Source organism: Streptomyces sp. 6-11-2 (assembly GCF_006540305.1).
GTDB lineage: Bacteria > Actinomycetota > Actinomycetes > Streptomycetales > Streptomycetaceae > Streptomyces.
In genome coordinates this window covers 5,052,940-5,078,864 of record NZ_BJOR01000001.1, presented here as the reverse complement: position 1 = coordinate 5,078,864, position 25,925 = coordinate 5,052,940, and the positions used below count along the sequence as shown (strand labels likewise).

Genomic DNA, 25,925 nt, shown 5'->3' with positions numbered 1-25,925 from the left:
CCGCCCACGCCCCTCAGGCCCGGCGGGCTGCTCGTACCGCTCGTGCCAGGCGGGTTGCGGCTGCCGTGCGCGGGGCGCTTGTCGGTGGGCGGCGGCGGGGGTGGACCGTGTTGGCCAGGAGGACCAGGAAGGTGTCCGTGGCCGGGTCGAGGACCAGGGACGTGCCGGTGAAGCCCGTGTGGCCCGCCGCGCCGCCGCCCGCCAGTTCACCCATGAACCACGGCTGGTCCACGGCGAATCCCAGGCCCGGCGGGGCGAGCAGCAGCTCGACGAAGTCGGGGCCGAGGATCCGGGCGGGGCCGTAGGAGCCGCCCGAGAGGAGCGCGCGGCAGAAGACCGCGAGGTCGGGGGCCGTCGAGAACAGGCCCGCGTGCCCGGCCACACCGCCCAGCGCCCAGGCGTTCTCGTCGTGGACCTCCCCGCGCAGCATCCCCCGGTCCGCCTTGGCCCACGGCCGCCGCTGGTCCTCGGTCGCCGCCGCGCCGGGGCACGGGCCGAAGCGGGTCGACGCCATGCCCAGCGGGCGGGTGATCCCGTCGCGGACCAGAACGTCCAGGGGGCGGCCGGTGATCCGCTCCAGGACGCGCTGGAGCAGCAGCGGGTTGAGGTCCGAGTAGGTGTAGGTGCCGGGTTCGCCCACCGGGGCCTCCGCGCGCAGCATCGCCGACCGGGAGGCGGCGTCGGGGCAGTCGTACAGCGGGAGTTCGGGGCGCAGCCCGGAGGTGTGGGTGAGCAGCTGCCGTACGGTGACGCCGTGCGCGGCGGCCGCCTGGAACTCCGGCAGGTACGCCCCTACCCGCGCGTCGATGCCCAGCGTGCCCCGCTCGATCTGCTGCACGGCGGCGACCGCGGTGAACAGCTTGGTGAGCGAGGCCAGGTCGAACGGCGTGTCCAGGGTCATCGGCACCCGCTGGGCGGGCGGAAGTTCGACCCCCCGGTCGGTGGCGGGGTCGTAGGACGCGTACCGCACCGCCCAGCCCGCCGCCTCGGCGACGGCGACCACCGGACCACGCCCGGCGATGACGACGGCGCCCGCCGCCCAGGGGTGCTCCCCAATGGTGAGGTCGTGGACCTCACGGACGAGGTGACGCAGCTCGGCGGGGTCCAGTCCGGCCTTCTCCGGTGTGTCCCCACGCAGTCTCGGTGCGCTCAGCTCTCCTCCCCCGGGCTCCCGGCCGCACGTGGCCTCCAGGGACGGCACATTCCCATGAAGCAGACCAGCGCCACCAGTGCGGCCGCCAGTTGGACCAGCGCCATGGGCACGGCGGTGTGCTCCCCGGCGATCCCGACCAGCGGGGAGGCGACCGCGCCGATGAGGAAGGACGACGTGCCGAGCAGGGCGGACGCGGAGCCGGCGTGCTGCCGGGTGCGCATCAGGGCGAGCGCCTGGGTGTTGGGCAGGGTGATGCCCATCGCGGACATGAGCACGAACAGCGCGGCGGCCACGGGCACCAGGCCCACGTCCCCGAAGACTCCCGCGGCCATCAGCAGCAGGCCGGTCGCGGCCAGGATGACCACGGCGAGGCCGACGGCCAGCACCCGGTCCAGGCGGACCCGGCCGACCAGCACCCGGCCGTTGATCTGGCCCACGACGACCAGCCCGACCGAGTTGAGCCCGAACAGCAGGCTGTACGTCTGCGGGGAGGCGCCGTAGATCTCCTGGATCACGAACGGCGAGGCCGCTATGTACGCGAACAGCGCGGCGAAGGCGAAGCCGCCCGCGAGCAGGTACCCGGTGAAGGCGCGGTCGGCGAGCAGCCGGCGCATCGAACCCAGCGTCTCGCCCACCCCGCCGCCGTGCCGCCGGGCGGGCGGCAGGGTCTCCGGCAGCCGGGTCCAGACGACCACGGCCAGCAGCGCCCCGACCACCGTGAGGACGACGAACACGCCCCGCCAGTCCGTCACCCGCAGGATCTGCCCGCCGATCAGCGGCGCCACGATCGGGGCGACCCCGGAGATCAGCATCAGGGTGGAGAAGAAGCGGGCCATGGCCACGCCGTCGTACAGGTCCCGGACGACCGCGCGGGCGATCACGATGCCGGCCGCGCCCGACAGGCCCTGGGCCAGCCGGAAGGCGACCAGCGTCTCGACGTTCGGGGCGAGCGCGCACAGCGCGGTGGCGAGGACGTAGACGGCCAGCCCGGCCAGCAGCGGGCGGCGGCGCCCCCACCGGTCGCTCATCGGGCCGACCACGATCTGCCCGAGCGCCATGCCGGCCAGGCAGGCGGTCAGCGTGAGCTGGACGGTCGCGGCCGGGGCGTGCAGGGACCGGGTGACCTCCGGCAGCGACGGGAGGTACATGTCCATCGCGAGCGGAGGCGTCGCGGTCAGCCCGCCGAGGATCAGGGTCACCAGCAGCCCGGCACGGCGGGCCGCGCGCGCCGGTGGTCCGGCGAGTCCTCGCTCCGGTACGGCCGTCCGCGGCGCGTGCGGCGCCGGCGCCCCACCCTCCGACATGTGTGCCCCTCCCACTCCGGCCCTCACCGGCCGTCTTCGACCTTCCCCGGCCGTCTTCGGCCTTCTCCGGCCCTCTCCGTCTGATCCGCCGCCTATGCTCTCAGCTCGTACACCGAGCCGAGGAACGCGCGAGCGAGGGTGGGGTCCGGGATGTCGGAAGTGTCCGGGGTGGCGGGACAGACGGTGCGCTGGGGGATTCTGGCGACCGGCCAGATGGCGGCCGCGTTCACCGCGGACCTGGTGGACCTGCCGGACGCCGAGGTCGTGGCGGTGGCCTCGCGCGCCGAGGAGCCGGCGAGGGCGTTCGCGGAACGGTTCGGGATCCCGCGGGCCTACGGCGACTGGGAGGCGCTCGCCCACGACCCGGACGTCGACGTCGTCTACATCGCCTCCCCGCACGCGGCCCACCGGGCGGCCGCCGGCCTGTGCCTGGAGGCCGGGCGGAACGTGCTGTGCGAGAAGCCGTTCACGCTGAACCTGCGGCAGGCCCGGGAACTCGTCGCGCTCGCCCGGGAGCACGACCGCTTCCTGATGGAGGCCATGTGGATGTACTGCAATCCACTGGTACGGCGTCTGAAGGCACTGGTCGAGGACGGCGCGATCGGCGAAGTACGCACCGTTCAAGCTGACTTCGGGCTCGCCGGCCCCTTCCCGCCCTCGCACCGGCTGCGCGACCCGCACCTCGGCGGCGGCGCGCTGCTCGACCTCGGCGTGTACCCGGTGTCGTTCGCGCAACTGCTGCTCGGCGAGCCGTCGGACGTGACGGCCAGGGCGGTGCTCTCCGCGGAGGGCGTCGACCTCCAGACCGGCGCGCTGCTCTCCTGGGACGGCGGCGCGCTGGCCCAGTTGCACTGCTCCATCACGGGCTCCACGGCGACCTGCGCCTCGGTCACCGGCTCCAAGGGCCGGATCGACGTGCCCTCCGGCTTCTTCCACCCGGAGCGATTCGTGCTGCGCCGGCACGGGCGTGAGCCGGAGGAGTTCACCGCGGACCCGGCCGACGGTCCGCGCACCAGTCTGCGGCACGAGGCGCTGGAGGTAATGCGGGCCCTGCGCGCCGGCGAGACGGAGTCGCCGCTCGTACCACTGGAGGGCACTCTGGCGGTGATGCGGACGCTGGACGCGGTGCGGGAGCGGATCGGCGTGCGGTATCCGGGGGAGGCGGGCGGACCGGAGGCCGGTCAGGACCGGGAGCCCGCGCTCGCCTGAGCCCCGCGGCACGGGGCGGGCATCCGTATGGCGGACAGTGGATTCCGCGTGACGGACCGCCCTCGTACGCTCCGGTGCCATGACCGACAGGCAATCGAAGATCGCCGTGGTGACCGGCGCCGGCTCGGGCATCGGGCGGGCCGTCGCCGTGGAACTGCTGCGCGCGGGCTGGTCCGTGGCCCTGGCGGGGCGGCGCCCCGAGACGCTGGAGGAGACGGCGGCGCTCGCCCCGGAGACCGCCTCCCTCGCCGTACGCACCGACGTGGCCCGGCCCAAGGACGTGGCCGCGCTGTTCGCCGCCGCCGTCGAGCGGTTCGGGCGCGTCGACCTGCTGTTCAACAACGCGGGCACGTTCGGGCCGGGCGGCGTGCCGGTGGAGGACCTGTCCTACGAGGCGTGGCGGCACGTGGTGGACACCAACCTCAACGGGGCCTTCCTGTGCGCGCAGGCGGCATACCGGCAGATGAAGGAGCAGGACCCGCAGGGCGGCCGGATCATCAACAACGGCTCGATCTCGGCGCACACGCCCCGGCCCCACTCGGCGCCCTACACCGCCACCAAGCACGCCCTGACCGGCCTGACCAAGGCGCTCTCCCTGGACGGGCGGCCGTACCGGATCGCGGTCGGGCAGATCGACATCGGCAACGCGGCCACCGACATGACGGCCCGGATGGAGTCGGGCGCCCTCCAGGCCAACGGGGAGGTGGTCCCGGAACCGGTGATGGACGTCGCCGACGTGGCGCGCACCGTGCGGCACATGGCCGAGCTGCCGTTGGAGGCGAACGTGCAGTTCGCGACGGTGCTGGCGACGACGATGCCGTACGTGGGGCGGGGCTGAGCGGCCCGGAACGGAGCCGAACGGGCCGGAACGGACGGCGGAACGGGCCACCGACGGGCAATCTGCACAAACGGAATCCCAACTCCGCACCATCGGGCCGGTAGTCCACCTATGCTCGACATCTCCTCCATCAGAGCTTCACAGTTGGAGCGGCTTGCTTCCGCCGGCCGGGCCCAGAGCCACATCTCAGGGGGGAGGCGGCAGCCGTTCCACGGCACCGGTCGGGGGTGGACCCCGTGGGGGGACCGCGGGGTGCGCACCGGTGCGTGGAACGGCTGCCGCACGGGCGGCTGTGGCTCGGACGACCGCGGCACGGGCGACTGCGGCTCACACGGCTGCCGCACGGACGACTGCAACTCAGACGGCTGCCGCACGGACGGCTGCGGCTCAGCGCCGGTGGCGGCCTCCGGAGCCGGCGGCCGCGGCCCGGCGCCGGCGCAGCGCCCACATACCGCCGGCCAGCAGCGCGACCGTCCCGCCCGCGCCTTCCAGCAGCCGCCAGGCCGAGGGGCGGTCGGCCGCCGCGCCCAGCGGCCCGGCGGCGGCCGGTGCGGCCTGCTTCCCGGGCGGGGCGCCCGCGTCCGCCTTCGCCCCGCCCTCGCTCAACGGCTCGACCAGCGTGCCGACGGGATGCGCGGAACGCCCCTGTCCGAAGCCCCAGTCGAGCAGGGCGGCGGTCTCCTCGTAGACGGCGTTGCTGCCGTTCGCGGGGTTCAGCACCGTGGCCAGCAGGGTCCGGCCGCCGCGTACGGCCGCGCCGGTGAAGGTGTTTCCGGCGTCGCTGGTGTAGCCGTTCTTCACCCCGATCAGGCCCTTGTACGCCCTCAGGCCCCACGCGCCGGTCAGCAGGCGGTCGGTGTTCTGAATCTGGAAGCTCTTGTTCCGGCCGGCCGGGAAGTCGGCGTCGTGCGTGCCGCAGTAGCCGCGGAAGTCGGCGTTGCGCAGCCCGTGCCGGGCGATCAGCGTCAGGTCGTACGCCGAGGACAGCTGACCGGGGTGGTCGAAGCCGTCGGGGCTGACCACGCGGGTGTCCAGGGCCTGGAGGTCCTCCGCCCTGGCCTGCATCTCGGCGACCGTCTTCGCCACCCCGCCGTTCATGTGGGCGAGCACGTGCACGGCGTCGTTGCCCGAGCGCAGGAACACGCCCTGCCACAGCTGCTCCACCGTGTAGGTGGTCCCGGCCTGAATCCCGACGAGGCTGGAGCCCGTGGGGATGTCGGCCAGCTCGGCGTCGGTGACGGTGTGCCGCTCGGCGCGGTGGAACTTCCTCAGCACCGTGTCCGCGAACAGCATCTTCAGCGTGGAGGCGGGCGCGAGGGGCTGGTGCGCGCGGTGGGCGGCGAGCACGTGGCCCGTCTCCCAGTCGGCGAGGAGCCAGGCACGGGCGGTGAGGCGGCCGGGCAGGCCGGTGGCGCCGCTCACCTGCACCCCCGGACGGGCCAGCTGTTCGCCGCCGATCACGGTGGCGGCGCGGGCGGGGGTCGCGGAGCGGGCCGGGGTGGCGGCCGTGGCCGGGCCGGTGGCGGTCATGGCGGTCAGCGGGGCGGCCGTGGCCAGGGTGAGCAGGGAACGCCGGGACAGGTGGGGGGACCGAGAGGAATCACACACCCGGGGACCGTACAAAGCCAGCCCGACCCCGTGCGCGACATGTCCTCAAAGCCTGATCAAAAGATGATCAAAGGACAGGTCACCGAATGCCCTGTCGGATTGCGCTCACCGCCGGCTGGACGTCGGCTCCCCGCCCCCCGCCGCCGCGTCGCAGCGTCCTTTTGACTGCTCCCCTCCCTGTAGGGGAGGGGATTCCTGGCGCTCTACGCCTGGCCGGTCTCGAACCGCGAGATCCGGCCGTCGCCGGCGATGGTGAACGACCACCGGGTGCGCATCTCGCCCCAGGTGTCGTTGCAGTAGCGGGCCAGGAGGGCGCGGCCGCCGGCGGACTCCTTGTCGACCTCCATGTGGCCGTGCGTGGAGAAGATCTCCTCCTCGATCCACTCGGCGAGATCGCGGTCGGTTCCGTCGTCCGCCATGGTCGCGCCGGGCGCGAGGAGTTGCATGAAGCCCTCGCGGTCGTGGGCGTTGACGGCGGTGACGAAGGCACGGACGGCCGGGTCGCTCAGTCTGGCGGTCTGAATCGTCATGTCGGCCAGCGTCACACCGGTCCCCGGACCCCGCCACCCGAACGGAGCGCAGGACGGGCCCGGCGGGCGTGGCCGGTGCGACGGTGGACACCCGGAAAGAGTCCGATGCCGCTGTTCTTCCGCCGTCTGCCTGGGGAGTCACCGTGACCTGTTACGACCGACGCGATCTGGGCCTGCTGCTGCTCCGGCTGGGTACCGGCAGTGTGCTGGCCGCGCACGGCGCGCAGAAGCTGCTGGGTTGGTTCGGCGGGGGCGGGATCGAGGGGACCGGGCGGTTCATGGAGTCCGTGGGATACCGGCCGGGGAAGGCGAGCGCGATGGCGGCCGGGCTGTCGGAGGCCGGCGGCGGTCTGCTGCTGGCCATGGGCCTGGCGACCCCGGCGGCGGGCGCGGCTGCGGCCGGCGCGATGGCGGGTGCGGCGGCGGTGCACGCGCCCAGCGGCTTCTTCGCCCAGAGCGGCGGCTACGAGTACGCCGCCTCGCTGGGTCTGACCTCCGCGGGCCTGGCGATCACGGGCCCCGGCCGGCTCTCCGTGGACCACGCCCTCGGACACACCGTCAACCGCGGCTGGATGGTCCCGGTGGCGTTCGCGACGGTGGCCGCGGCGACGTCCGTGGTCCTGGGCACGCGGGTGCGGCGGCTCCGCAGGGAGAAGGAGGGGGAGCAGGAGGCGCTTTTCGAGGAGTAGGACACGGCGGTCGTGGCGGGCCGCGGTGCGGGCGGGAACAGGTCCGACGGCCATGGCGGGCCGCCGCAGGGCCCGGAACAGGAGCCGGCGGTCGTGGCAGGCTGCGCTGCATGAGCGATCAGCACCCCGGCACCGCGCCGGCACCGCCCGAGGACATCTGGTCCACCGTCGACGACCTGTGGGCCTGGCTGGACGGGCACCGTCCCCTCGACGAGGGCCGGGAGGCGGCGGTACTGCCCCGGGTCCTGAAGCTGTCGGAGGAGGTCGGCGAGGTCGCCCAGGCGGTGATCGGCGCGACCGGCCGGAACCCGCGCAAGGGCACCACCCACAGGTGTTATCTCCAGTAAGTCCTGAAGTTCAGTTACCTAAGTGACGTTTGCGCGTTCTCTACGTGACAGACAACTATCTTGGGGGACTTCAGTGACGTTACCCGGACTCTCTTCCGAGCCCCGCGCCTACCGAGCCGAGAAGGCCATCAGGCCCGGCGACGGGGCAACGACGTGGATCGTCATTAGCCAGGACTACGAGCTCCACCCTGAGGCGACTTCGTACCTGACGGCACTGGCCTCCCAGGAGGACGCATCGGTCAATACACTGCGCAGCTACGCGGGCCGGGTGGCGCTGTACCTGTCCTACTGTGCAGAGTTCGGCATCTGCTGGTCGGCACCCACCATCGTGCAGCTTGCCAAGTTCCTGCACTGGCTGGTTGACGAACCGCTTCCGGCCAGGAGTCAGAGGGTGCTCGCCGAACCTCGGCACCGCAGCAAGAAGACTGCGAACGCGATCATGACCACCTCGTGCCAGTTCCTCAGGCACTGCTCCCTGCACGGGTGGGTCGCCGCAGACCTGATCGCCCTGCTGACCGAGCCGAGGCTTCTGCATCACATGCCGACTGGGTACAACACGGGCGAGGATGACCAGTACCGCACGATCCGCGCACGGAAGCTGAAGTTCAAAGTCGCGGTCTCCGGCTACGAGTACCTGACCGACGAGCAGATCCTCCACATCATCGACCTCACGAGCCATGCTCGCGACCGTTTCCTCGTAACCCTCCTTGCAGAAACAGGTGTTCGCATCGGAGAAGCCCTGGGCTTGCGACGGGAGGACATGCACCTCCTGTCGAGCTCGACGACGCTGGGATGTCCCACAGCCGGGCCTCACATCCATGTGCGCCGGCGGCAGAACTCCAATGGAGCCCTGGCCAAGTCCCGGCAGCCTCGATCGATTCCCGTCAGCAACGACCTGGTCGGTCTCTACGCCGAATACCAGTGGGAGCGGGACGCCGTGCCCGAGGCCGCATCCTGCGACTTGGCGTTCGTCAACCTTTTCCGTGGCCCCCTGGGCTCGCCGATGAAATACCAATCCACGTACGACCTGTTCGTGCGGCTCGCCAAGCGGGCGGGCTTTACCACCCGGCCACACATGTTCCGGCACTCGGCGGCGACCCGGTGGATTCGCCAAGGCAAGCAGCGACACGTGGTGCAGAACCTGCTCGGTCATGTCAGCGAGCAGTCCATGGAGGTCTACCTGCACGCCAGCGACCAGGAAAAGCGTGACGCCGTGACGGCGGTCTCGGAGATGCGAAGGGCCGCACAGCGGTGACGGTCAGGGCTGGCTTGTCGAGGGACGCAGGCGTCGCAACTCTACCGACTGATGATCACCATCTCCGGTCCTGGAACGCCTGGCTTCAGGATGCCGTCGACATGAAATGGCGGCCTGGGGAATGGCATCTTCATGATCTGCTGTTCGTCGGAGACCCGGAGAACCCGCTCACCGGATCTCGACGGTGCCGTCATCCGCGCTGCAACTCCCCGACCGAGGGCCCGATGTACTGCGGAAGCTGCAGCATCGATCATCGCAAGTCGAAACTGACTGCATCAGAGTTCGACCAGGCCTTCGTCCCACTACGCAACCGGCGGTTCCACGCCACGCCTGCGCGGTGCGCTGTCCCCGCTTGCGGACGGGACGGGATCAAAGGACGGCTCTGTCACAGCCACTATTCGATCTGGCGCGATCATGTACGTAGGACCTACGGCAGCGACGCTCGGATCAGCCGCTACGCAGTTGAGCGCGAAACCTGGGCTACCGCCCAGGAGCCGTTTGCCGGGCTGCAGCTCTGCGCGGTTCGAGGATGTCGAAGCGAGGAAAGCCTCCCGACGCATCTCTGCTACCAACACCGCAACCTGTGGACGGCATACAGTCGCGAGAACGGCCGGGACAGCAGCGAGGACCTCGCCAAGTGGACCGAGGCACGAGTGCCGTTCCTCCTCCAGAACGAGTTCAGCCTCGTCCCCCTTGAGGGAACGACGCGCCTTGAACTGCTGTACGCCCTCCAGAGGCGGGACGCACGTGGCAAGGTCCTCCGTCCGACCTTGGTCAGGAAGATCGTCAAGCTGTTCACCGGCATCCCCTCCGTGGCTCTCGCGGTTGGCGCCACACCTGGCCCCGCGGACACCACGTGCACAGCCACTCAGTCTCTGATCAAGGAGGTCAAGCGGGACATCACCAGGGGCCTCGACGCGTACCGCGGAATCAACGAGACCACCAAACCGGTGTGGGACGTGCAAGCACTCGACACCCCTCTTCCTGCGCGCACACATACCGGGTTCCGCACGCGAGAGGGTGAGATCAACTTCACGCCCATCCTCCAGCCGTGGCTTCGGGATGTAGCCATGCACTGGGCTCGGACGACCACCCCACGATCCTCGGCTCTTCGTGATCGGCTGTTGGCGTGCAGGATCGCCTCTCTGGCCCTCGCCACGCGAGACGCCGATGATGACCCATCCGCATTGGGATTCGCGGACATGACCGCCGTCGTCAACGAGTTCAGGGTGGCCCTTCGCAGCGACGGGGAGCCCCGCAGCAATGACTCCCGAGCCCGGCTGCTGAAGCTCTTCGGAGAACTCCTGGAATTCGGCCGCATCGAAGGAATCCTCGATGAACTCTCTCCCCGATTCGTCCTCCATCCGAACGAGCACCGCATCAAGCGGGACAAAGTCGATGAGGGCGACATCGGTAAGGCGCTCCCCGAGTCGGTCATCACCCAGCTAGACAAGCACCTCGCCCTCATCGGTACCCGCACGACCTACGGCAACATGCCGGCCCACTGCGTCCAGGCCATGTTCCGGACCGTCTACGTGTTGCTGAGGGACACCGGACGCCGCCCCAACGAGATCGGTTCTCTCGGCCGGGACTGCTTGGAGTACGACGGCGGCGAGTACCAGCTGATCTGGGACAACACCAAGGCAGGAAGACTCCGGAGACGCCTCCCCCTCGACAGGGACACTGTCACCGCGATCAAACAGTGGACATCGATCCGAGACGGCCTCGACCTGCCTTCTCGGGCACATCCCTTCCTGTTCCCGGCTATCACCAATAACGGCGCCAATGGCCATCTGACCACCGAGAAAATCGGCGCTGCCATCCGGAAGTGGGCCGACGCAATCCCGGAGATCCACTCTGAGGAACTCGGCCCGGACGGCACGCCGCTGCCCTTCGACCGGTCACTGATCTACCCGTACGCCTTTCGCCACACGTACTGTCAGCGGTACGCCGACGCCGGTATGCCGCAGCACGTCCTCCAAGATCTGATGGACCACAAGTCCGCTGATACCACCGCGTCTTACTACAAGGTGAGCATCAAAATGAAGCGGGAGGCCATCAACACCATCAAAAGCCTGACCACCGACCGCTTCGGAAAGCCTGCTCCGATGGGGTCGAGCACGGCGTACGAGATGCGGTCAGTGGCAGTGGCGTTCGGCAACTGCGTCGAACCCTCGAACGTGAAGGCAGGTGGGAAGGCATGCCCCATCCGGTTCCAGTGCGCCGGCTGCGGCTCCTACCGGCCCGATCCGTCCTACCTGCCCGCCGTTGAGGAGCACATCCGTGCGTTGAAGGCGGATCGCGAGGTCGCTGCCGCTATGGGCGCAGCCGAGTTCGTCATCCGGAACCTGGACGATCAGATCACTGCGTTCCAGACCGTCCGCGAGAACCAGAAGGAGAAGCTGGCCTCGATGCCCAATGAAATGCGGCAGGAGGTCGAGGAGGCCAGCAAGGTTCTGCGCAAGCTCCGTGCCGGACAGAAGAGTGCTGTGAGCCTGGGTATGCCCGCATTCGGTCCTCCGGAGGTAGGCGCATGACCAAGGAGCCGCGCACGCCAGCCCAAGTGCTGCTTGAATCCCGCCAGAAGGCCAGCCGGGAGAAGCGCGCCAGGGTGCTCGCTGTAGTGGACGAGATGAAGGCCGACGGCGACCCGATCACGTTTCTCGCAGTCGCCAAGAGAGCGGATGTCTCGAACTGGCTCGTCTACGCCGAAGGGGTCCGCGAGCACATCGAAGCAGCTCGCGCGGGCCAAGCGGTCGCCTCAACCCGGCAGTGCAAGGAAGGGTCGGCGGCCAGCACCGCGAGTCTGGCCACCGACCTCGAGTTCGCGCGTGCCCAGGTCCGGGCGCTCATCGAGGAACGTGACCGGCTCAGGGCTGCGGTGCAGCGCAGCCTCGGCGAGCGGGTCGATGCTGTCTCGGCCAAGGACTTGCTCGCCCGTGTTCAGGAGCTGACCATCGCCAACCAACGGCTCGCCGCGGAGTTGGCCCGAGCCGAAGCAGACCGCGACGGCCTCCAGGACGATTTGACTGAGGCACAGGACGACCTGGCTGCCGCCCGGACGGCCCTGCGGAGCATGATGCGCGACCAGAACCGCGACTCAACGTGATCGGCCCCCCAGGTGGCTCGCAGGCGGCCGAGAACCAGCAGCAGCCATGCGAAGCTGGAGTCTCCCTCCCGACGCTGATCGCGCACAAGCAACGACGTCGCCCCTCCCCCGCACGGAAGACACACCAATGAGCCGTCCCGCGATACCCGACCTGGCCTGGTGGCGCGGGGACGCCGAGCGATGGGAACTTCTGGAGTTCGACGGGCAGCATACTGAGGATGGGCTGCCCATGGACGCCCGCTGGGAGGACAGGCAGCAGGTTCTCGAAGCCCTGGTCCGGGATCCTCGCCAGGAAGACGGCAACTTCGCCCGGTTCCTGCTGCTCCAGGAGACACGGTGGCATGGGCATTCCTGGGGATTCAGCCACAGCATCGAACTCGCCGCCCTGCGGGTCGCCGAAGAACGCCACGTCGAGGACGTCTGGCTCCTGTGGGAAGCCGTCTGCCGGAGCTTCGACACCTGGTGCGGACTTCCCCACCACCTGCTGCTCGCCGCCGGGGTGTCCATCACCACGGAGTACGTCAAAGACTCTGCCCATCCCCAGCAGGACAACCTCTTGGAGCACCTCGGGAAGATGTCCCAGGTCACAGACGAGCAGGTCGCCCAGACACTGAGCCAGCGGCACCGCTACTACGGCGAGATCCTCGACGAGCTGAGCGGGGAGTGAGACGGCGTAGAGATCACCGTGCAATGGGTACGGATCTCGTTGACCAAGGAGTCGCGGGGAGGTGAGAGTGCCGCGCGCAGGAATGCCGCCCCGATCGGGTTTCCTCTTCCCCGTGCATCGAGGTCGCTGGCGCACGTGGTGCGCATGCGTGAGGAGGACGGTTTTCAGCCTCATGACACTCTTGAGGACCTGGGCAAGGTCGATGTCCAACTCTGTGAAGCCGAAGGACGCCTGCGAGTCTTCCCGCGAGTGCAGCCCTTGTTTGCCCTGCCGCCGCGGCGACGACGCCTGCCAGCCGTGCGACTTGTTCCTGGGCAGTGGGTCCGTTGGCAGCTGAACTACCGCTTCAGCAGCGCACTGGGGATCTGGGACTGGTCCTACTGGCTGGACACCTTCAATATCGCCTACGGACCGGTGACCACTGACCTCCTGTTCTTTGGAACGCCTGACTTCGTCATCGACGAGCAGGGCCCCGTCCGCTAGATGATCTATTCCAAGGGGTCAGTGATCGTAGGCGATCAGTGAGCGTAGGACGGTTTGTCCGGTCGCGTCGTTGTGCCAGATCGCGGCGGTCAGCGCGAGGACGCGTTGCATGACGCGGGCTATGACACCTCCGGGTGTGCGCCCTCGGTGCCGTTCGAGGTCAAGCTCTCCCTTGAAGGTCTCGCTGATCGATTCGATGACCTGCCGCAGCGGCTTGAACAGGGCCGCACCAGGCCGTTCCCGTTCACCTTTACGGGCAGGCCGCAGCAACTGGACTTCATGCTCGGACAGTTCGCGTTCGAAACCACGGCCGAAGTAGTTCTTGTCGCCGATGAGAGTCTGTCGGGGGCGCTCTCGCAGAAGCTCGCATTCGGCGGCCAGGAGGTCGAGGAGGGTCTCGCGTTCGTCGGCCTTGGCTCCGGTCAGCACGAAGGCGATGGGCAGGCCCTGAGAGGTGCAGGCCAGGTGCAGGCGCAGGACCCAGAAGAAGCGGCTGTGGCTGGCGCAGTAGCCGTATTCGGCCCAGCCTGCCAGGTCGGAGCGTTTGACGGTCTCGCGGGAGCGGCCGCATTCCACCGGGGTGGAGTCCACGACCCATACGTCGTCGCTCCACACCGAGGTAGTGGTGGCCAGGATCCGGTTGACGCTTCGCATCAGACCGGCGGCCTTGCGCAGCCGCTTGTTGTAGCCGGGCTGCTGGGGCAGGCAGGGGAAGAGGTGGCGCAGGTGGGCACGGGCAAGGCGGAGCCATTTGGCCTCGGAGGTGAAGCCGAGTATGGCCCGCATCATGGCGAGGGTGACCAGTTCGGCATCGCTCAGGCGGGGCGTAATGCCGACCGGCGGGCACCACGGCGCCAGGTCGGGATGCTGCTTTCAGCATGTCATCGGTCGTCGCATAGAGTGCGTCGCGAGGGTGTCCACGTCGTTCGCCATAAGACGATCTTGGACACCCTCGTTCTCGTCTCCGCAGGCACCCCTTGGACCACACCACCAGGAGGAACCAGTGTCATACCCGCAACCGCTCACCCCCGAGGAGAAGCTCGCCGACGCGAAGAAGCAGCTGAGCCTCCCGCGTATCGTCGTGATCTGCGGCTCCACCCGTTTCATGACCGAGATGACCGAGGCCGATCTGCGGGAGACTAAAATCGGAAAGATTGTCGTCAAGCCGGGCTGTGACATGAAGTCGCCGCACGAACTTTGGTCCGATCCTGTCGAGGCTGAGGCGCTGAAGGTTCGACTCGACGATCTGCACCGAGCGAAGATCCGGCTCGCTGATGAGGTGCTCGTAGTCGGCGACTACATCGGAGACAGCACCCGAGCCGAAATCGCCTACGCCCGGTCGCTGGGCAAGCCCGTGCGGTTCACGCACCCCGAAGTCGACCCTGACGCCTGACCGCCCACTGCCACCTTGACAACCAGGGTCGGCAGCCCGCCGCCTGACCGTTTCGCGGTGGCTTCGGCCGCCGCCCACCCCACACCCCCTGCAGGCATCCCTTGGAATTGATCATCTAGCAATGGCCGACTTGGCCAGCGAGCGGTTGTGGCTCCCCTGCCATCATGTGCCCGTGGTCACCATGGATTCCTCAAACGCCCCCGACCAACTACTCCGCGCCCAGCTGATGCAGGTGCTCAGCGGCATCGAACCCTGGGACGATCAGGAGCAGACACACCTCGCTGCAACAGCAGAGTGGATCACCAGCGGAGCGCCTCTCTACAGGACGCTGAAGCCTGCCACCCCCGCGAAGCACCTGGTCAGCTACTTCGTCGTGCTCGATGAGACGCGCGAGGAGCTCCTACTCGTTGCCCACCGCAAGGCCGGCTTGTGGCTTCCCAACGGCGGCCACGTCGAGCCGACAGAGGATCCGTGGCACACGGTCCGTCGTGAATGCCGCGAAGAGCTGCACATCGAAGCCGTACCCGCCTCGATCATCGGGGACCGCCCGATCTTCCTCACCGTCACACGGACTCGCGGCCAGGGGCAGCACACTGACGTGTCCTTGTGGTACGTCCTGCGGGGAGAGGCGGGCCAGGTCGCTTCCTTCGACGAAGCAGAGTTCGACGCGATCAAGTGGCTCTCCTTGGACCAGGTCCTCGCCACGCCAGAGGGCGCCCTCGACCCCCACATGCACCGATTCGCTCGGAAGCTAATGAGCTTGCTGGCCCTCCGCAGGAGCAAGCGGTGACGACCTCCGGCCACCAGGAGAAGACGTGCCTCACGCAACTTACATCCATAGAGCACTCTGACCAGCATGTATTTGAGCACAGCCCCAGATAACAGGTGGGACGACGTCGAGGCGGAACTGTGCGACGTGGTGATCACCGCTCTGGTGGCCCTGCGCACCCTGACCCCTCGGACCCGGGAGGTCTTCACCCGGCATCTGGAGCGGGTCAAGCAGCGGTCACTGGGGCCGGGCGGGGAGGCCTGACCGGAACGGTTCCGATCGGCCGGTTCCAACTGACCGGTTCCGACCGGCCGAGCGGCGGACGCCCCGCCGTTCAGCCGCCGCCGGCGGCCACGGCGGTCACCGGCACGGCCTCCGACACCGACACCGCCTCCGCCTCCGCCTCGGCGATGACACGGCTTCCCCGATCGGGAGCCGTGTCGAGCCGGGCCAGTACCGCCGGAGTGGCGATGGCCGGCAGCACGTGCTCGAAGAGATCGGCCATCCGCCGCTCCAGATCGGCCCATCCGGCGACCGCCTGGGAGACGAACTGGACACCGATCCAGGCCCCGAGGAAGAGGTGCGCGGTCGTCTCCGGCACGACGTGCGGCAGCACTTCGCCGCGGCGCTTGGCCTCCTCGAGGAAGTCCGCGGTGCGTTGCGTCCAGGCGGGCCAGACGCTGCCGAAGACGTCACGGCCCTGGAGATCGACGGAGAGCCGCACACCGGCAAGGAGCAGGGGTTCCCCGGGGAGGCGGGCGGCGAGCGTCATCCCCGCGTCCACCCATTCCTGGAGCTTGAGTTCGCGGGGCACATGGTGCTCGATGCCTGCCTGCGCCGCGAGCACGCCCCGGGCGAGGGAGGCCTTCGAGTCGAAGTGGAAGTACAGGGCGCCCTTGGTCACCTTGGCCCGGCTGAGGATCTCGGCGACCGTGGCCGCGGCGTAACCCCGTTCGGCGAAGACCGCGGCGGCCGCGTCGAGCACCGCACGGCGGGTCCGGATGGCACGCTCCTGCTGAGCCACGGGAGTCTCCCAGGGGTGAAACAGCCCGAATTCGACCTACTTTAGCGCAGGTTGGTCCTTGTCGAGCCCGGTGAAGTCCTCCGGATCCCGCTCGCCACGGAGTGACGCGGATCGGCCGTTCGTCGCCGGATTCTCCGGAACCATGAATTCCGCGTTCCGGGAATTAGATCCCCCTTTTCCAGATCGCCTCGCGCCCTGCGACGCATTTCCGCTCCGTGATTCCGGCGGTCAACGCCACGGGCGGCCGCGCCCGGATTTCTAGCCATCCTACGGATGCCTTGTCAAGTGACCGGACATTACCGGCACTTGACCGACTTCACTGACACTCCGAACGAAGCAGGAGTGCCGAATGTCCGTTACTTCCGTTCGCTGGACAGCCGTTCCCGTGCCGGGTATAAACGCCGGCTTACGCAACAGCGAAAGGGCATGTGCGAGAGGACGGAAATGACGACGGCACGACATCGAGCCGCGTCGCATTCGAATCCGCCGACCGGCATTCCCCGCGCGCTGCCTGATCGCGAAGAGCACGCACTCGACACCACCGAGGGAAGACCATGAGCTCCTCAAGTTCCCGTTCCCGCCGCGCACGTGCCGGCAGACGCCGGGTCTGGCTGGCCGTCGGTGCCACCGTGATCGGCGGCGCGGGTCTGGCCACGGCCGCCGTGGTCCTGGCCCCCGATCACTCCTCGGGCACGGGCGCCAGGGAAGCCCGGCCGGCCAGGGCGGACACCATCGCGCTCATCGGCTCCGACAGCTCGAAGCGCGCCCTTCCCCGCACCGACACCAAGGCGTTCTCCCTGATCGGTGTCTCCTGGAAGGACCGCGCCAGGACCTTCGACGGCACCGCCCAGATACGTACCCGCGCCGCCGCCGGCGGCGGGTGGACCGACTGGCGCGACCTCGACTTCGACACGGTCGGACCCGAGACCGACGAAGGCCGCGCCCCGGGCACCCGCGGCGCCTCCGAACCGCTGTGGGTGGGCCCGTCCGACGCGGTCGAGGCACGCGTCACGGCCGACGGAAAGCAGACCACCGTCCCCGACGGACTGCGTCTCGACCTGATCGACCCCGGCACCGCCCCGCAGGGCAAGGGCAAGGGCAAGGCGAACGGCCAGAACAAGGGGAACGGCCAGGGTCAGGGGAACGGCCAAGGTCAGGGGAACGGCCAAGGTCAGGGCAACACCGGCAACGGCAACGGCAACGGCAACGGCAACGGCAAGGGTGGCACGAAGCCAGGGGACTCCGCGGGCGAGACCGCGGCCCCCACGCAACAGCCGTCCTCCCCCGACCCCACCTCCGCGCCCGGCGACACCCCACCGGACACCGCCTCGTCCGCCACGCCCATCAGCGGAGCCGACGACGGTTCCTCGGACACGGCCCCCTCCCCCACCGCCGAGGCCCCCACCGACGAGGGCGGGAAGACACCGGAGCCGACCGGCCCCGCCGACCCCACGGCCGGGGCGCCCGCACCCACCTCGGACACCGGCTCGGACACACCGCCGACCGCCGGCTCGGAGCCCACCGGCCCCGCGGACTCCGGCGACTCCCCGGCCCCCGGCGACAGCACCCGGCCGGAGCCGGCCGAATCGGCCGCGCCGCCCACGGGCGAAGCCTCCCAGCCGCCCGCTTCCCCGGCGCCCGAGACGACGGCGCCGACCGCACCCACCGGACCCGCCGCCCCCTCGATCGTCGACCGGGCCACCTGGGGCGCCGACGAGTCCCTGGTCGAGGACCCGCCCGAGTACCTGGACAAGGTGAAGGCCGTCTTCGTCCACCACACCGCGGGCACCAACGACTACAGCTGCGCCGACTCACCCGCCATCATGCGCGCGATCCTCGTCTACCACGTGCGCACCGAAGGCTGGAACGACCTCGGCTACAACTTCTTCGTCGACAAGTGCGGCACCGTCTTCGAGGGTCGCGCCGGCGGCGTCGGCCAACGGGTGCGCGGCGCCCACACCTACGGCTTCAACGGCGACTCCGCGGGCATCTCCCTGCTGGGCGACTACGAGAACGGCGGCACCCCGACCGCCGCCGCCAAGCAGGCCATCGCCGACCTCGCCGCCTGGAAGCTCGGTCTGGACGGTATCGACCCGCAGGCCAAGGTGACCCTCACCGCGGCCGGCGACACCGGGGTGTACAAGCTGGGCCAGAAGGCCGTCCTGAACACCGTCTCCGGCCACCGGGACGGCTTCGCCACCCTCTGCCCGGGCAAGACCCTCTACTCCGCGCTGCCGGGCATCCGCACCGCCGCCGGACAGTCCCGCTACGCCACGCGCTGACCCGCCCGCCCCGCCCGGCCACGCCGCCGCCCCGACTCCCATCGGCCGGCCCGTCCCCGTCGGCCGGGGCGGCGGCACCGGTCGTCGTACCGGCGTCGCGTGACGTTCCGGCGATGGAATCCGCTTGCTAACCGGGGAGCCCGTCAAGGCCCCCACAGCAAGCGAAGGGGTGGGATTCCATGGCCGAGGCCGACGAGAGCAACCCGGACGCGGAGGGAATGCACCTGCACGCGGCAACCCTGGTCGCCCGTCTCACGGGGCGCAGCCGGCTGCCTCTGGACTACTCCGTGGCCAGTCTGCGGATCGTCGACTTCCTGATCGACGGCATGCGCAAGGGCGGTGCTTCGCGCGAGCGCGTACGCGGGCCGCTGCTCGGCCTCGGAGCGTACGTGGGTGAGGTGTTGGTCCGCCACGGCGGCGCGACCTGGGTGGACTTCGACGCCGACCTGCGGGCCTACTTCGGCCAGCCGGTCGGCGTCCGCATGCAGGACGGGCGTCTGTGGAACCCGCTGGGCAAGGTCCTCAACCGCTTCGAGACGGGCGGAGCACGGGATTCCCTCCAGATCTTCTATCTGACCCTGCACGGCCGGCCGTGGCGGGCGACCGTGGCGGACGCCCAGGCCGGCGGTGTGCGCGCGGAGGACGTCCGACGCGTCGGAAGGACCCGCTGATCGTCACCCTGGGCGAGTTCTCGCTCTGCGACGGGAGCACGTTTGGGATTAACTGCAAGAGCGCGTGGTTCTTCCCCTCACCCCGTGGAGACGGCCGATGCTTCTGACGTTGCACGAGCGTGAGCGCCTGATGATCTACACGGCGGCGAAGCTGGCCCAGGAGCGCAGGGAGCGGGGCCTGAAGCTGAATCTGCCGGAGGCCACCGCGGTGATCACGTCGTTCCTGCTGGAGGGTGCGCGCGACGGCCGTACGGTCACCGAACTCATGGAGTCCGGACGGACGGTGCTCGGACACGACGACGTGATGGAGGGGGTGCCCGAGATGCTGGGGCAGGTGCAGGTCGAGGCGACCTTCCCCGACGGCACGAAGCTGATCACGGTGACGGGGCCGATCTCATGATCATGAAGAGCGGCGAGCATCCCAGCGACGACCCCGGCAGGCAGGACCAGCACGGCTCGGTGCTCCACCCCTCCAGCGGCGTCGGCAGCCCCAGCCCGCCACGGCGGAGCGGGACCGGGGCGCGACAGGCGGCCCGGCGGCACTACACGGGGGGACGGCCGGAGGCCGACGAGCCCCTGATCCCGGGCGAAGTGCTCTACGGCGACGACCCGGTCGTGATCAACGCCGGCAAGGAGGTCACCCGGCTGCGGGTGGAGAACACCGGCGACCGGCCCGTCCAGGTCGGTTCGCACTTCCATTTCGCGGAGGTCAACGCCGCGCTGGAGTTCGACCGCGAGGCCGCGTGGGGGCGCCGGCTCAATGTGCTCTCGGGCGGCTCGGTGCGTTTCGAACCCGGGGCCGTGGAGGAGGTGGAGCTGGTCCCGATCGGGGGGCGGCGGATCGTGGCCGGACTGCGGGGTCTGTGCGGAGGTGAACTCGATGGCTGAGATCAGCCGGCGGGAGTACGGCGCCTCGTTCGGACCGACCACCGGGGACCGTGTCCGCCTGGCCGACACCAACTTGTTCATCGAGGTCGAGCGGGACCTCTGCGGCGGCGGTGACGAGGCCGTCTTCGGCGGCGGCAAATCCGTACGGGAGTCCATGGGCCAGTCGCGGGCCACCCGCGGCGAGGGAACACCGGACCTGGTCATCACCGGCGCGGTGGTCCTGGACCACTGGGGAGTGGTCAAGGCCGACGTCGGCGTCCGGGACGGCCGGATCGTGGCGCTGGGCAAGGCGGGCAACCCCGACACCATGGACGGGGTCCACCCCGGCCTCGTCATCGGCCCCTCCACGGAGATCGCGGCCGGCAACGGGCTGATCCTGACGGCGGGCACGGTCGACACCCATGTGCACTTCGTCGGCCCGGACATGTTCGAGGAAGCCCTCGCGGCGGGCACCACCACGTTCGTCGGCGGCGGCACGGGGCCGACCGAGGGGTCGAAGGCGACCCTGGCCACGCCGGGCGCCTGGTGGCTGCGGCGGATGCTGGAGGCCTGCGAGCCCTGGCCGCTGAACGTGCTGTTCCTGGCCCGCGGCAACACCGTGTCCCCCGAGGCCCTGTGGGAGCAACTGCGCGGCGGCGCGGGCGGGTTCAAGGTGCACGAGGACTGGGGCGCCACCCCGGCCGCGGTCGACGCCGCGCTGACCGTGGCCGACCAGGCCGGGGTGCAGGTCGCGATCCACAGCGACACCCTCAACGAGGCGGGTTTCGTGGAGGATCTGCTCGCCGCCGTGGGCGGCCGGACGTTCCACGCGTACCACACCGAGGGCGCGGGCGGCGGCCACGCGCCGGACATCATCCGGATCGCCGGCGAGCCGAACGTACTGCCCGCCTCGACCAACCCCACCCGCCCGTTCACCGTCAACACGGTGGCCGAGGCGCTGGACATGGTGATGGTGGCCCACCACCTCAACCCGCAGGTGCCCAACGACCTCGCGTTCGCCGAGAGCCGGGTGCGTCCCACGACCATCGCCGCGGAGGACGTGCTGCACGACCTCGGAGCGCTCTCGATCATGTCGTCGGACGCGCAGGCGATGGGCCGGGTCGCGGAGGTCGTGACGCGGACGTGGCAGACCGCCCACCGGATGAAGGAGCTGCGCGGCTCACTGCCCGGCGACAGCCGGGCCGACAACCAGCGGGCCCGCCGCTACGTCGCCAAGTACACGATCTGCCCGGCGGTGGCCCACGGCCTCGAACGCGAGATCGGTTCCGTGGAGCCCGGCAAGCTGGCCGACCTGGTGCTGTGGCAGCCCGCCCTGTTCGGGGTCCGGCCCACGGTCGTGTTCAAGGCCGGCATGGCCGCCAGCGCCGCCCTCGGCGACCCGAACGCGTCGATCCCCACGCCCCAACCGGTGCTGCACCGGCTGGGCTTCAACGTGGGCAACCCGGCCGCCGCCGCGAGCGGCGTCGCCTTCGTCGCGCCGGCGGCCGTCGAGGACGGGCTCGCCGACCGCCTGGGGCTGCGACGGCGGCTCGTGGCGGTGGAGAACGTACGCGGCCGCGGCAAGCGGGACCTTCCGGAGAACACCGCCACTCCACGCATCGAGGTCGACGCCGACACGTACAGCGTGCGGGTCGACGGCGAGCTGATCGAGCACGAGCCCGCGGCCGAAGTGCCGATGGCACAGCGCTACTTCCTCTTCTGACCCCCCGCCACCAACCCTCCGATGAACGCCCAGGAATCCCAGGAACCCCAGGACCGGCAGCCGCAGGCGACGCTGCCGGCGCTGCTGCTGCTCGCCGACGGTCGCTTCCCCTCCGGCGGGCACGCCCATTCCGGCGGTCTGGAGGCTGCGGCCGCCCTTGACGGCGTGGACGACCTGGCCGCGCTGGAGGAGTTCCTGCGGGGACGCCTGGCGACGACCGGCGTGGTGACCGCCGCGTTCACGGCTGCGGCGTGTGCCGTCTTCGGCGGTACGGGCCGCCGGGCCACCGAGGTGGTGGAGGCGCTGGAGACGCTGGACCGCGAGTTCGCCGCGAGGACCCCGTCACCGGCGCTGCGGACCGCCTCCCGCCGCCTGGGACGCCAACTGCTGCGGGCGGGCCGTACGATCTGGCCCCACCCCCGCCTGGACGAACTGAGCGCCGCGCCGCGGCACGGCCCCCATCAGCCGGTGGCCCTGGGCGCGGTGGCCGCGGCGGCGGGCCTGGGTCCGGACGCCGCCGCGCTGGCCGCCGCCCACGACGCGGTACTCACCCCGGCGACGGCCGCCGTGCGGCTGCTCGGGCTCGACCCGTTCGCGGTCCACGCCACGGTCGCCCGGCTGGGACCACGGATCGCCGCCGTCGCCGCCGAGGCGGCGCGCCACGCGCACACGGCACCCGAGGCGCTGCCGGCCCGCGCGGGACCTCTCCTCGACATCCGCGCCGAACACCACGCCGCCTGGGAGGTGCGTCTCTTTGCGTCCTGACCCCACACCACGACCCGCCCACTCCCACGATCACCCGCACGCCGGCGGGCGGGGGACGGGAGCCCTGCCCCGCCGACCCGGCCGGGCACTGCGCATCGGCATCGGCGGCCCGGTCGGCTCCGGCAAGACCGCACTGGTCGCGGCGCTGTGCCGCACACTGGCCCCGGAACTCTCCCTGGCCGTGGTCACCAACGACATCTACACCACCGAGGACGCCGACTTCCTCCTGCGCAATGGCGTACTGGCCGCCGAACGGGTCCGGGCCGTCGAGACCGGGGCGTGCCCGCACACGGCGATCCGGGACGACATCTCCGCCAACCTCGAAGCCGTGGAGGAGCTGGAGGCGACCCTGCCGCCGCTCGACCTCGTCCTCCTGGAGAGCGGCGGGGACAACCTCACCGCCACGTTCAGCCGCGGACTGGTCCACCACCAGATCTTCGTCATCGACGTCGCCGGCGGGGACAAGGTGCCCCGCAAGGGCGGCCCGGGTGTCACTTCGGCCGACCTGCTGGTCATCAACAAGACGGATCTGGCGCCGCAGGTCGGCGCCGACCTCGCCGTCATGGACCACGACGCCCGTGCCAAGCGCGGTGACCTGCCCGTGCTGTTCACCTCCCTGGTCCAGGACCCCACCGCGGCCGACGTCGCCGCGTGGGTGCGGCAGTGCCTCGGCGTTCCCGCCCGGTGATGCGCGCCCACGCCCGCCTCGAGGTGACGGCGGACCGGGACCGGTCCGGCCGGGTCAGGACCCGGATCAGCCGGCTCCGCTCCGACGCGCCACTGGTCCTGCGCCCCACCGCCGCCGTCGAGCCGACGGGCCGGTGGAACCCGCACGGCGCCGCCCACGTGGCGCTGGCCGCCGCGGCCGCGGGCCCGATCGGCGGGGACCACCTACGGCTGGACGTCGAGGTCGCGGCGGGCGCGGCGCTCGTCGTACGCAGCGTGGCGGCGACCCTGGTGCTGCCGGGGCCGCACGGCCGTCCCTCACGCACCGAGACCCACCTGCGGGTCGCGCCGGCCGGCACCCTGGTCTGGCTGCCCGAACCGGTCATCGCCGCCGGCCGCTGCGACCACCACGCCACGACGCGCATCGACCTGGAGCCGGGGGCCCGCCTGCTCGCCCGCGAGGAACTGCTCCTGGGCCGCCACAACGAAACCCCGGGCACGGTCCACCAGCGCCTCCGGGTGACCCTCGCCGGCCGTCCCCTCCACGACCAGGAATTCGCCGTCGGCCCCGACGTCCCGGGCTGGCACGGCCCAGCCGTGACCGGCGGCCACCGAGCCCTGGGCACCCTGCTCGTCATCGCCCCCGACAGTCCGCCCGACACCCGCCCGAATTCCAGCCCCACCCTCACCCCCACCCCCACCGACGCCGACGCCGACGCGGCCGTCATGCGCCTCACCCCCACCGCCACCCTGCTCACCGTCCTGGCGGACGACGCCCTCACCCTGCGCCGGCACCTCGACCGGGGCATGACCGGCCCGCCGGCCGACTGCGCCATACAGCGCGGCAGCGGGCCTCCCGAACCGGCCGAAACCCTCACGTCCAAAGGCCGTGTGACGTCCGGCAATTGAGAAGCTGCGTCCCGGCCAGGACGAACCGGGCCGTCCTCGGTGCCGCGCTGTCCGCGGCCGGGCTGGTCAACCACCCGACCGCATGGTGGCACTGGTCGTACGGAGACCGGTACTGGGTGTTGCGGACCCGGCGGTCCGTCGCCCCGTACGGCCCCGTCGAGCTGCCGTAACGCCACGACCTGGCCACTTCGGCCAAGTTCACGGCATGGTTTTCGGCCAACGGGTGTTGATGGGGCGGCCGGTGAGACGGTGGGGGCTGTCTTGGTTGATGGTTCATCAATTACCTTGTGGCGTAAGCCAGTCACTGACTTTGAGGGAGCCCCATGTCCACCGCGCAGCAGGTGCCCGACATCCTCTCGCCCGAGTTCGCCGCTGACCCCTACCCGGCGTACCGTCTGATGCGCGACACCGCGCCCCTCATCTGGCACGAGGCCACGCAGAGTTACATCATCTCGCGCTACGAGGACGTCGAGCGCGTCTTCAAGGACAAGAGCGGCGAGTTCACCACCGACAACTACGACTGGCAGATCGAGCCCGTGCACGGCAAGACGATCCTCCAGCTCAGCGGTCGTGAGCACGCCGTGCGCCGCGCCCTCGTGGCTCCAGCCTTCCGCGGCGCCGACCTCCAGGAGAAGTTCCTGCCCGTCATCGAGCGCAACTCGCGCGAACTGATCGACGCCTTCCGGAACTCCGGCTCCGCCGACCTGGTCAACGACTACGCCACCCGCTTCCCGGTCAACGTGATCGCCGACATGCTGGGCCTCGACAAGGCCGACCACGCGCGCTTCCACCGCTGGTACACGTCCGTCATCGCCTTCCTCGGCAACCTCTCGGGCGACCCCGAGGTAGCCGCCGCGGGCGAGCGGACCCGTGTCGAGTTCGCCGAGTACATGCTGCCGATCATCCGCGAACGCCGTGAGAACCTGGGCGACGACCTGCTGTCCACGCTGTGCGCCGCCGAGGTCGACGGCGTGCGGATGAGCGACGAGGACATCAAGGCGTTCTGCAGCCTGCTGCTCGCCGCGGGCGGCGAGACCACCGACAAGGCGATCGCCAGCATCTTCGCGAACCTGCTGCTCCACCCCGACCAGCTCGCCGCGGTCCGCGCGGACCGCGACCTGATCCCGCGGGCCTTCGCCGAGACCCTGCGCTACACCCCGCCCGTCCACATGATCATGCGGCAGTCCGCGACCGAGGTGAAGCTCAGCGGCGGGACCATACCCGCGGGCGTCACCGTCACCTGCCTGATAGGCGCCGCCAACCGCGACGAGAGCCGCTACCACGACCCCGACCGTTTCGACATCTTCCGCGACGACCTCACCACCACGACCGCCTTCTCCGCCGCCGCCGACCACCTCGCCTTCGCGCTCGGCCGGCACTTCTGCGTGGGCGCGCTGCTCGCCAAGGCGGAGGTCGAGATCGGCGTCGGCCAACTGCTGGACGCCATGCCCGACATGCGCCTGGCCGACGGCTTCGACCCGGTGGAGGAGGGCGTCTTCACCCGCGGCCCGCAGCGCCTGCCGGTGCGGTTCACGCCCGTGACGGCCTGACCGCCCGACCGGCACCACCGCCGAGGTGATGGGCCCCACCCAGGGGCCCATGTGCCCGCCCGCGCCGCCGCGTCACCAGGCGCCGTCCACCACGCTGTCGGGCGCCCGCCCTGT

General features: G+C 70.4%; 24 protein-coding genes and 3 pseudogenes. 21 read left to right on the top strand and 6 right to left on the bottom strand.

The annotated features are described in order from the left end of the window. Window positions 1-13: 13 nt before the first annotated feature. Both TNCT6_RS22375 and TNCT6_RS22370 read right to left on the bottom strand, forming a co-directional pair. Complete coding sequence (locus TNCT6_RS22375) at window positions 14-1,201, bottom strand: serine hydrolase (protein ID WP_141361411.1); 1,188 nt, start codon at window positions 1,199-1,201, stop codon at window positions 14-16. Further along, window positions 1,150-2,457 carry a multidrug effflux MFS transporter gene (locus TNCT6_RS22370; protein WP_141361409.1) on the bottom strand — a complete coding sequence of 436 codons (1,308 nt, stop codon included), beginning with the start codon at window positions 2,455-2,457 and terminating at the stop codon, window positions 1,150-1,152. Before TNCT6_RS22370 ends, TNCT6_RS22375 begins: the two co-directional genes overlap by 52 nt. 150 nt (window positions 2,458-2,607) lie before the next feature. Between TNCT6_RS22370 and TNCT6_RS22365 the strand changes: the two genes are divergently transcribed. Next, window positions 2,608-3,666, top strand: a complete 1,059-nt coding sequence (locus TNCT6_RS22365) for a Gfo/Idh/MocA family protein (protein ID WP_172632985.1) — start codon at window positions 2,608-2,610, stop codon at window positions 3,664-3,666. Between the two features lie 79 nt (window positions 3,667-3,745). Continuing rightward, complete coding sequence (locus TNCT6_RS22360) at window positions 3,746-4,504, top strand: SDR family oxidoreductase (RefSeq protein WP_141361407.1); 759 nt, start codon at window positions 3,746-3,748, stop codon at window positions 4,502-4,504. A 387-nt stretch (window positions 4,505-4,891) separates the two neighbouring features. Here the strand turns inward: TNCT6_RS22360 and TNCT6_RS22355 are convergent, their stop codons facing one another. Next, the gene (locus tag TNCT6_RS22355; protein WP_172633236.1) at window positions 4,892-6,034 is read right to left on the bottom strand and encodes a D-alanyl-D-alanine carboxypeptidase family protein; all 1,143 of its coding nucleotides are present in this window, start codon (window positions 6,032-6,034) and stop codon (window positions 4,892-4,894) included. Window positions 6,035-6,315: 281 nt separating this feature from the next. Then, window positions 6,316-6,642: a nuclear transport factor 2 family protein gene (locus tag TNCT6_RS22350; RefSeq protein ID WP_141361403.1), complete on the bottom strand. Its 327-nt coding sequence runs from the start codon at window positions 6,640-6,642 to the stop codon at window positions 6,316-6,318. Window positions 6,643-6,785: 143 nt separating this feature from the next. On the opposite strand from TNCT6_RS22350, the gene TNCT6_RS22345 reads away from it, so the two are divergent. The 7 genes and pseudogenes from TNCT6_RS22345 (at window position 6,786) to TNCT6_RS22315 (ending at window position 13,192) form a co-directional block, all read left to right on the top strand. Beyond that, entirely contained in the window at window positions 6,786-7,331 is a 546-nt protein-coding gene (locus TNCT6_RS22345; protein ID WP_141361401.1) for a DoxX family protein, read from the top strand. A gap of 110 nt (window positions 7,332-7,441) precedes the next feature. Next, window positions 7,442-7,660, top strand: a pseudogene (locus TNCT6_RS22340) (MazG-like family protein); the annotation flags it as partial. Window positions 7,661-7,751: 91 nt separating this feature from the next. After that, a complete protein-coding gene (locus tag TNCT6_RS22335; RefSeq protein WP_253266199.1) occupies window positions 7,752-8,933 on the top strand; it encodes a tyrosine-type recombinase/integrase in 1,182 nt (393 codons plus the stop codon). 653 nt (window positions 8,934-9,586) lie between these two features. Beyond that, the gene (locus TNCT6_RS22330; protein WP_253266198.1) at window positions 9,587-11,470 is read left to right on the top strand and encodes a tyrosine-type recombinase/integrase; all 1,884 of its coding nucleotides are present in this window, start codon (window positions 9,587-9,589) and stop codon (window positions 11,468-11,470) included. Further along, window positions 11,467-12,042, top strand: a complete 576-nt coding sequence (locus TNCT6_RS22325; RefSeq protein ID WP_141361399.1) for a DUF6262 family protein — start codon at window positions 11,467-11,469, stop codon at window positions 12,040-12,042. The genes TNCT6_RS22330 and TNCT6_RS22325 overlap by 4 nt, the downstream gene beginning before the upstream one ends. Window positions 12,043-12,169: 127 nt before the next feature. Next, window positions 12,170-12,709 (top strand): hypothetical protein, encoded by a 540-nt coding sequence (locus tag TNCT6_RS22320; protein ID WP_141361397.1) that lies wholly within the window; start codon window positions 12,170-12,172, stop codon window positions 12,707-12,709. Between the two features lie 18 nt (window positions 12,710-12,727). Next, entirely contained in the window at window positions 12,728-13,192 is a 465-nt protein-coding gene (locus tag TNCT6_RS22315) for a hypothetical protein (protein ID WP_172632984.1), read from the top strand. Between the two features lie 18 nt (window positions 13,193-13,210). Here the strand turns inward: TNCT6_RS22315 and TNCT6_RS22310 are convergent. Beyond that, window positions 13,211-14,125 (bottom strand): annotated as a pseudogene (locus TNCT6_RS22310) (IS982 family transposase). A 70-nt stretch (window positions 14,126-14,195) separates the two neighbouring features. Here TNCT6_RS22310 and TNCT6_RS22305 point away from each other — a divergent pair. Together TNCT6_RS22305 and TNCT6_RS22300 are read left to right on the top strand one after the other, a co-directional pair. Continuing rightward, window positions 14,196-14,585, top strand: coding sequence for a hypothetical protein (locus tag TNCT6_RS22305; protein WP_141361393.1), 390 nt, complete (start codon window positions 14,196-14,198; stop codon window positions 14,583-14,585). A gap of 121 nt (window positions 14,586-14,706) precedes the next feature. Then, window positions 14,707-15,375, top strand: a complete 669-nt coding sequence (locus TNCT6_RS22300) for an NUDIX hydrolase (protein ID WP_253266197.1) — start codon at window positions 14,707-14,709, stop codon at window positions 15,373-15,375. A 313-nt stretch (window positions 15,376-15,688) separates the two neighbouring features. On the opposite strand, the gene TNCT6_RS22295 is transcribed toward TNCT6_RS22300, so the two are convergent. After that, a complete protein-coding gene (locus tag TNCT6_RS22295) occupies window positions 15,689-16,378 on the bottom strand; it encodes a ScbR family autoregulator-binding transcription factor (protein ID WP_141361391.1) in 690 nt (229 codons plus the stop codon). A 554-nt stretch (window positions 16,379-16,932) separates the two neighbouring features. Here TNCT6_RS22295 and TNCT6_RS22290 point away from each other — a divergent pair. The 10 genes and pseudogenes from TNCT6_RS22290 (at window position 16,933) to TNCT6_RS22245 (ending at window position 25,811) form a co-directional block, all read left to right on the top strand. Next, a complete protein-coding gene (locus tag TNCT6_RS22290) occupies window positions 16,933-18,660 on the top strand; it encodes a peptidoglycan recognition protein (RefSeq protein WP_141361389.1) in 1,728 nt (575 codons plus the stop codon). Between the two features lie 179 nt (window positions 18,661-18,839). Then, window positions 18,840-19,331 (top strand): hypothetical protein, encoded by a 492-nt coding sequence (locus TNCT6_RS22285; RefSeq protein WP_373996196.1) that lies wholly within the window; start codon window positions 18,840-18,842, stop codon window positions 19,329-19,331. A gap of 97 nt (window positions 19,332-19,428) precedes the next feature. Further along, window positions 19,429-19,731 (top strand): urease subunit gamma, encoded by a 303-nt coding sequence (locus tag TNCT6_RS22280; protein ID WP_141361387.1) that lies wholly within the window; start codon window positions 19,429-19,431, stop codon window positions 19,729-19,731. Beyond that, complete coding sequence (locus TNCT6_RS41940) at window positions 19,728-20,219, top strand: urease subunit beta (RefSeq protein ID WP_308789473.1); 492 nt, start codon at window positions 19,728-19,730, stop codon at window positions 20,217-20,219. Before TNCT6_RS22280 ends, TNCT6_RS41940 begins: the two co-directional genes overlap by 4 nt. Next, the gene (locus TNCT6_RS22270) at window positions 20,212-21,921 is read left to right on the top strand and encodes an urease subunit alpha (protein ID WP_141361385.1); all 1,710 of its coding nucleotides are present in this window, start codon (window positions 20,212-20,214) and stop codon (window positions 21,919-21,921) included. The genes TNCT6_RS41940 and TNCT6_RS22270 overlap by 8 nt, the downstream gene beginning before the upstream one ends. Before the next feature lie 21 nt (window positions 21,922-21,942). Next, window positions 21,943-22,686: an urease accessory protein UreF gene (locus tag TNCT6_RS22265; protein WP_141361383.1), complete on the top strand. Its 744-nt coding sequence runs from the start codon at window positions 21,943-21,945 to the stop codon at window positions 22,684-22,686. Further along, entirely contained in the window at window positions 22,676-23,374 is a 699-nt protein-coding gene (gene ureG, locus TNCT6_RS22260) for an urease accessory protein UreG (protein WP_141361381.1), read from the top strand. Before TNCT6_RS22265 ends, ureG begins: the two co-directional genes overlap by 11 nt. After that, the gene (locus TNCT6_RS22255) at window positions 23,350-24,261 is read left to right on the top strand and encodes an urease accessory protein UreD (protein WP_216372795.1); all 912 of its coding nucleotides are present in this window, start codon (window positions 23,350-23,352) and stop codon (window positions 24,259-24,261) included. The genes ureG and TNCT6_RS22255 overlap by 25 nt, the downstream gene beginning before the upstream one ends. Window positions 24,262-24,275: 14 nt before the next feature. After that, window positions 24,276-24,431: pseudogene (locus tag TNCT6_RS40450) on the top strand (M15 family metallopeptidase); the annotation flags it as partial. A gap of 153 nt (window positions 24,432-24,584) precedes the next feature. Then, window positions 24,585-25,811 carry a cytochrome P450 gene (locus TNCT6_RS22245; protein ID WP_141361379.1) on the top strand — a complete coding sequence of 409 codons (1,227 nt, stop codon included), beginning with the start codon at window positions 24,585-24,587 and terminating at the stop codon, window positions 25,809-25,811. Window positions 25,812-25,925: the final 114 nt, after the last annotated feature.

What these genes read in the sequence shown, in the direction of transcription:
- TNCT6_RS22355 (WP_172633236.1), bottom strand. Translation starts at nt 6,034, where the DNA reads ATGACCGCCACCGGCCCGGCCACGGCCGCCACCCCGGCCCGCTCCGCG.
- TNCT6_RS22325 (WP_141361399.1), top strand. Translation starts at nt 11,467, where the DNA reads ATGACCAAGGAGCCGCGCACGCCAGCCCAAGTGCTGCTTGAATCCCGC.
- TNCT6_RS22370 (WP_141361409.1), bottom strand. Translation starts at nt 2,457, where the DNA reads ATGTCGGAGGGTGGGGCGCCGGCGCCGCACGCGCCGCGGACGGCCGTA.
- TNCT6_RS22350 (WP_141361403.1), bottom strand. Translation starts at nt 6,642, where the DNA reads ATGACGATTCAGACCGCCAGACTGAGCGACCCGGCCGTCCGTGCCTTC.
- TNCT6_RS22285 (WP_373996196.1), top strand. Translation starts at nt 18,840, where the DNA reads ATGGCCGAGGCCGACGAGAGCAACCCGGACGCGGAGGGAATGCACCTG.
- TNCT6_RS22265 (WP_141361383.1), top strand. Translation starts at nt 21,943, where the DNA reads ATGAACGCCCAGGAATCCCAGGAACCCCAGGACCGGCAGCCGCAGGCG.
- TNCT6_RS22320 (WP_141361397.1), top strand. Translation starts at nt 12,170, where the DNA reads ATGAGCCGTCCCGCGATACCCGACCTGGCCTGGTGGCGCGGGGACGCC.
- TNCT6_RS22360 (WP_141361407.1), top strand. Translation starts at nt 3,746, where the DNA reads ATGACCGACAGGCAATCGAAGATCGCCGTGGTGACCGGCGCCGGCTCG.
- TNCT6_RS22290 (WP_141361389.1), top strand. Translation starts at nt 16,933, where the DNA reads ATGAGCTCCTCAAGTTCCCGTTCCCGCCGCGCACGTGCCGGCAGACGC.
- TNCT6_RS22280 (WP_141361387.1), top strand. Translation starts at nt 19,429, where the DNA reads ATGCTTCTGACGTTGCACGAGCGTGAGCGCCTGATGATCTACACGGCG.
- TNCT6_RS22365 (WP_172632985.1), top strand. Translation starts at nt 2,608, where the DNA reads ATGTCGGAAGTGTCCGGGGTGGCGGGACAGACGGTGCGCTGGGGGATT.
- TNCT6_RS22300 (WP_253266197.1), top strand. Translation starts at nt 14,707, where the DNA reads ATGGCCGACTTGGCCAGCGAGCGGTTGTGGCTCCCCTGCCATCATGTG.
- TNCT6_RS22245 (WP_141361379.1), top strand. Translation starts at nt 24,585, where the DNA reads ATGTCCACCGCGCAGCAGGTGCCCGACATCCTCTCGCCCGAGTTCGCC.
- TNCT6_RS41940 (WP_308789473.1), top strand. Translation starts at nt 19,728, where the DNA reads ATGATCATGAAGAGCGGCGAGCATCCCAGCGACGACCCCGGCAGGCAG.
- TNCT6_RS22270 (WP_141361385.1), top strand. Translation starts at nt 20,212, where the DNA reads ATGGCTGAGATCAGCCGGCGGGAGTACGGCGCCTCGTTCGGACCGACC.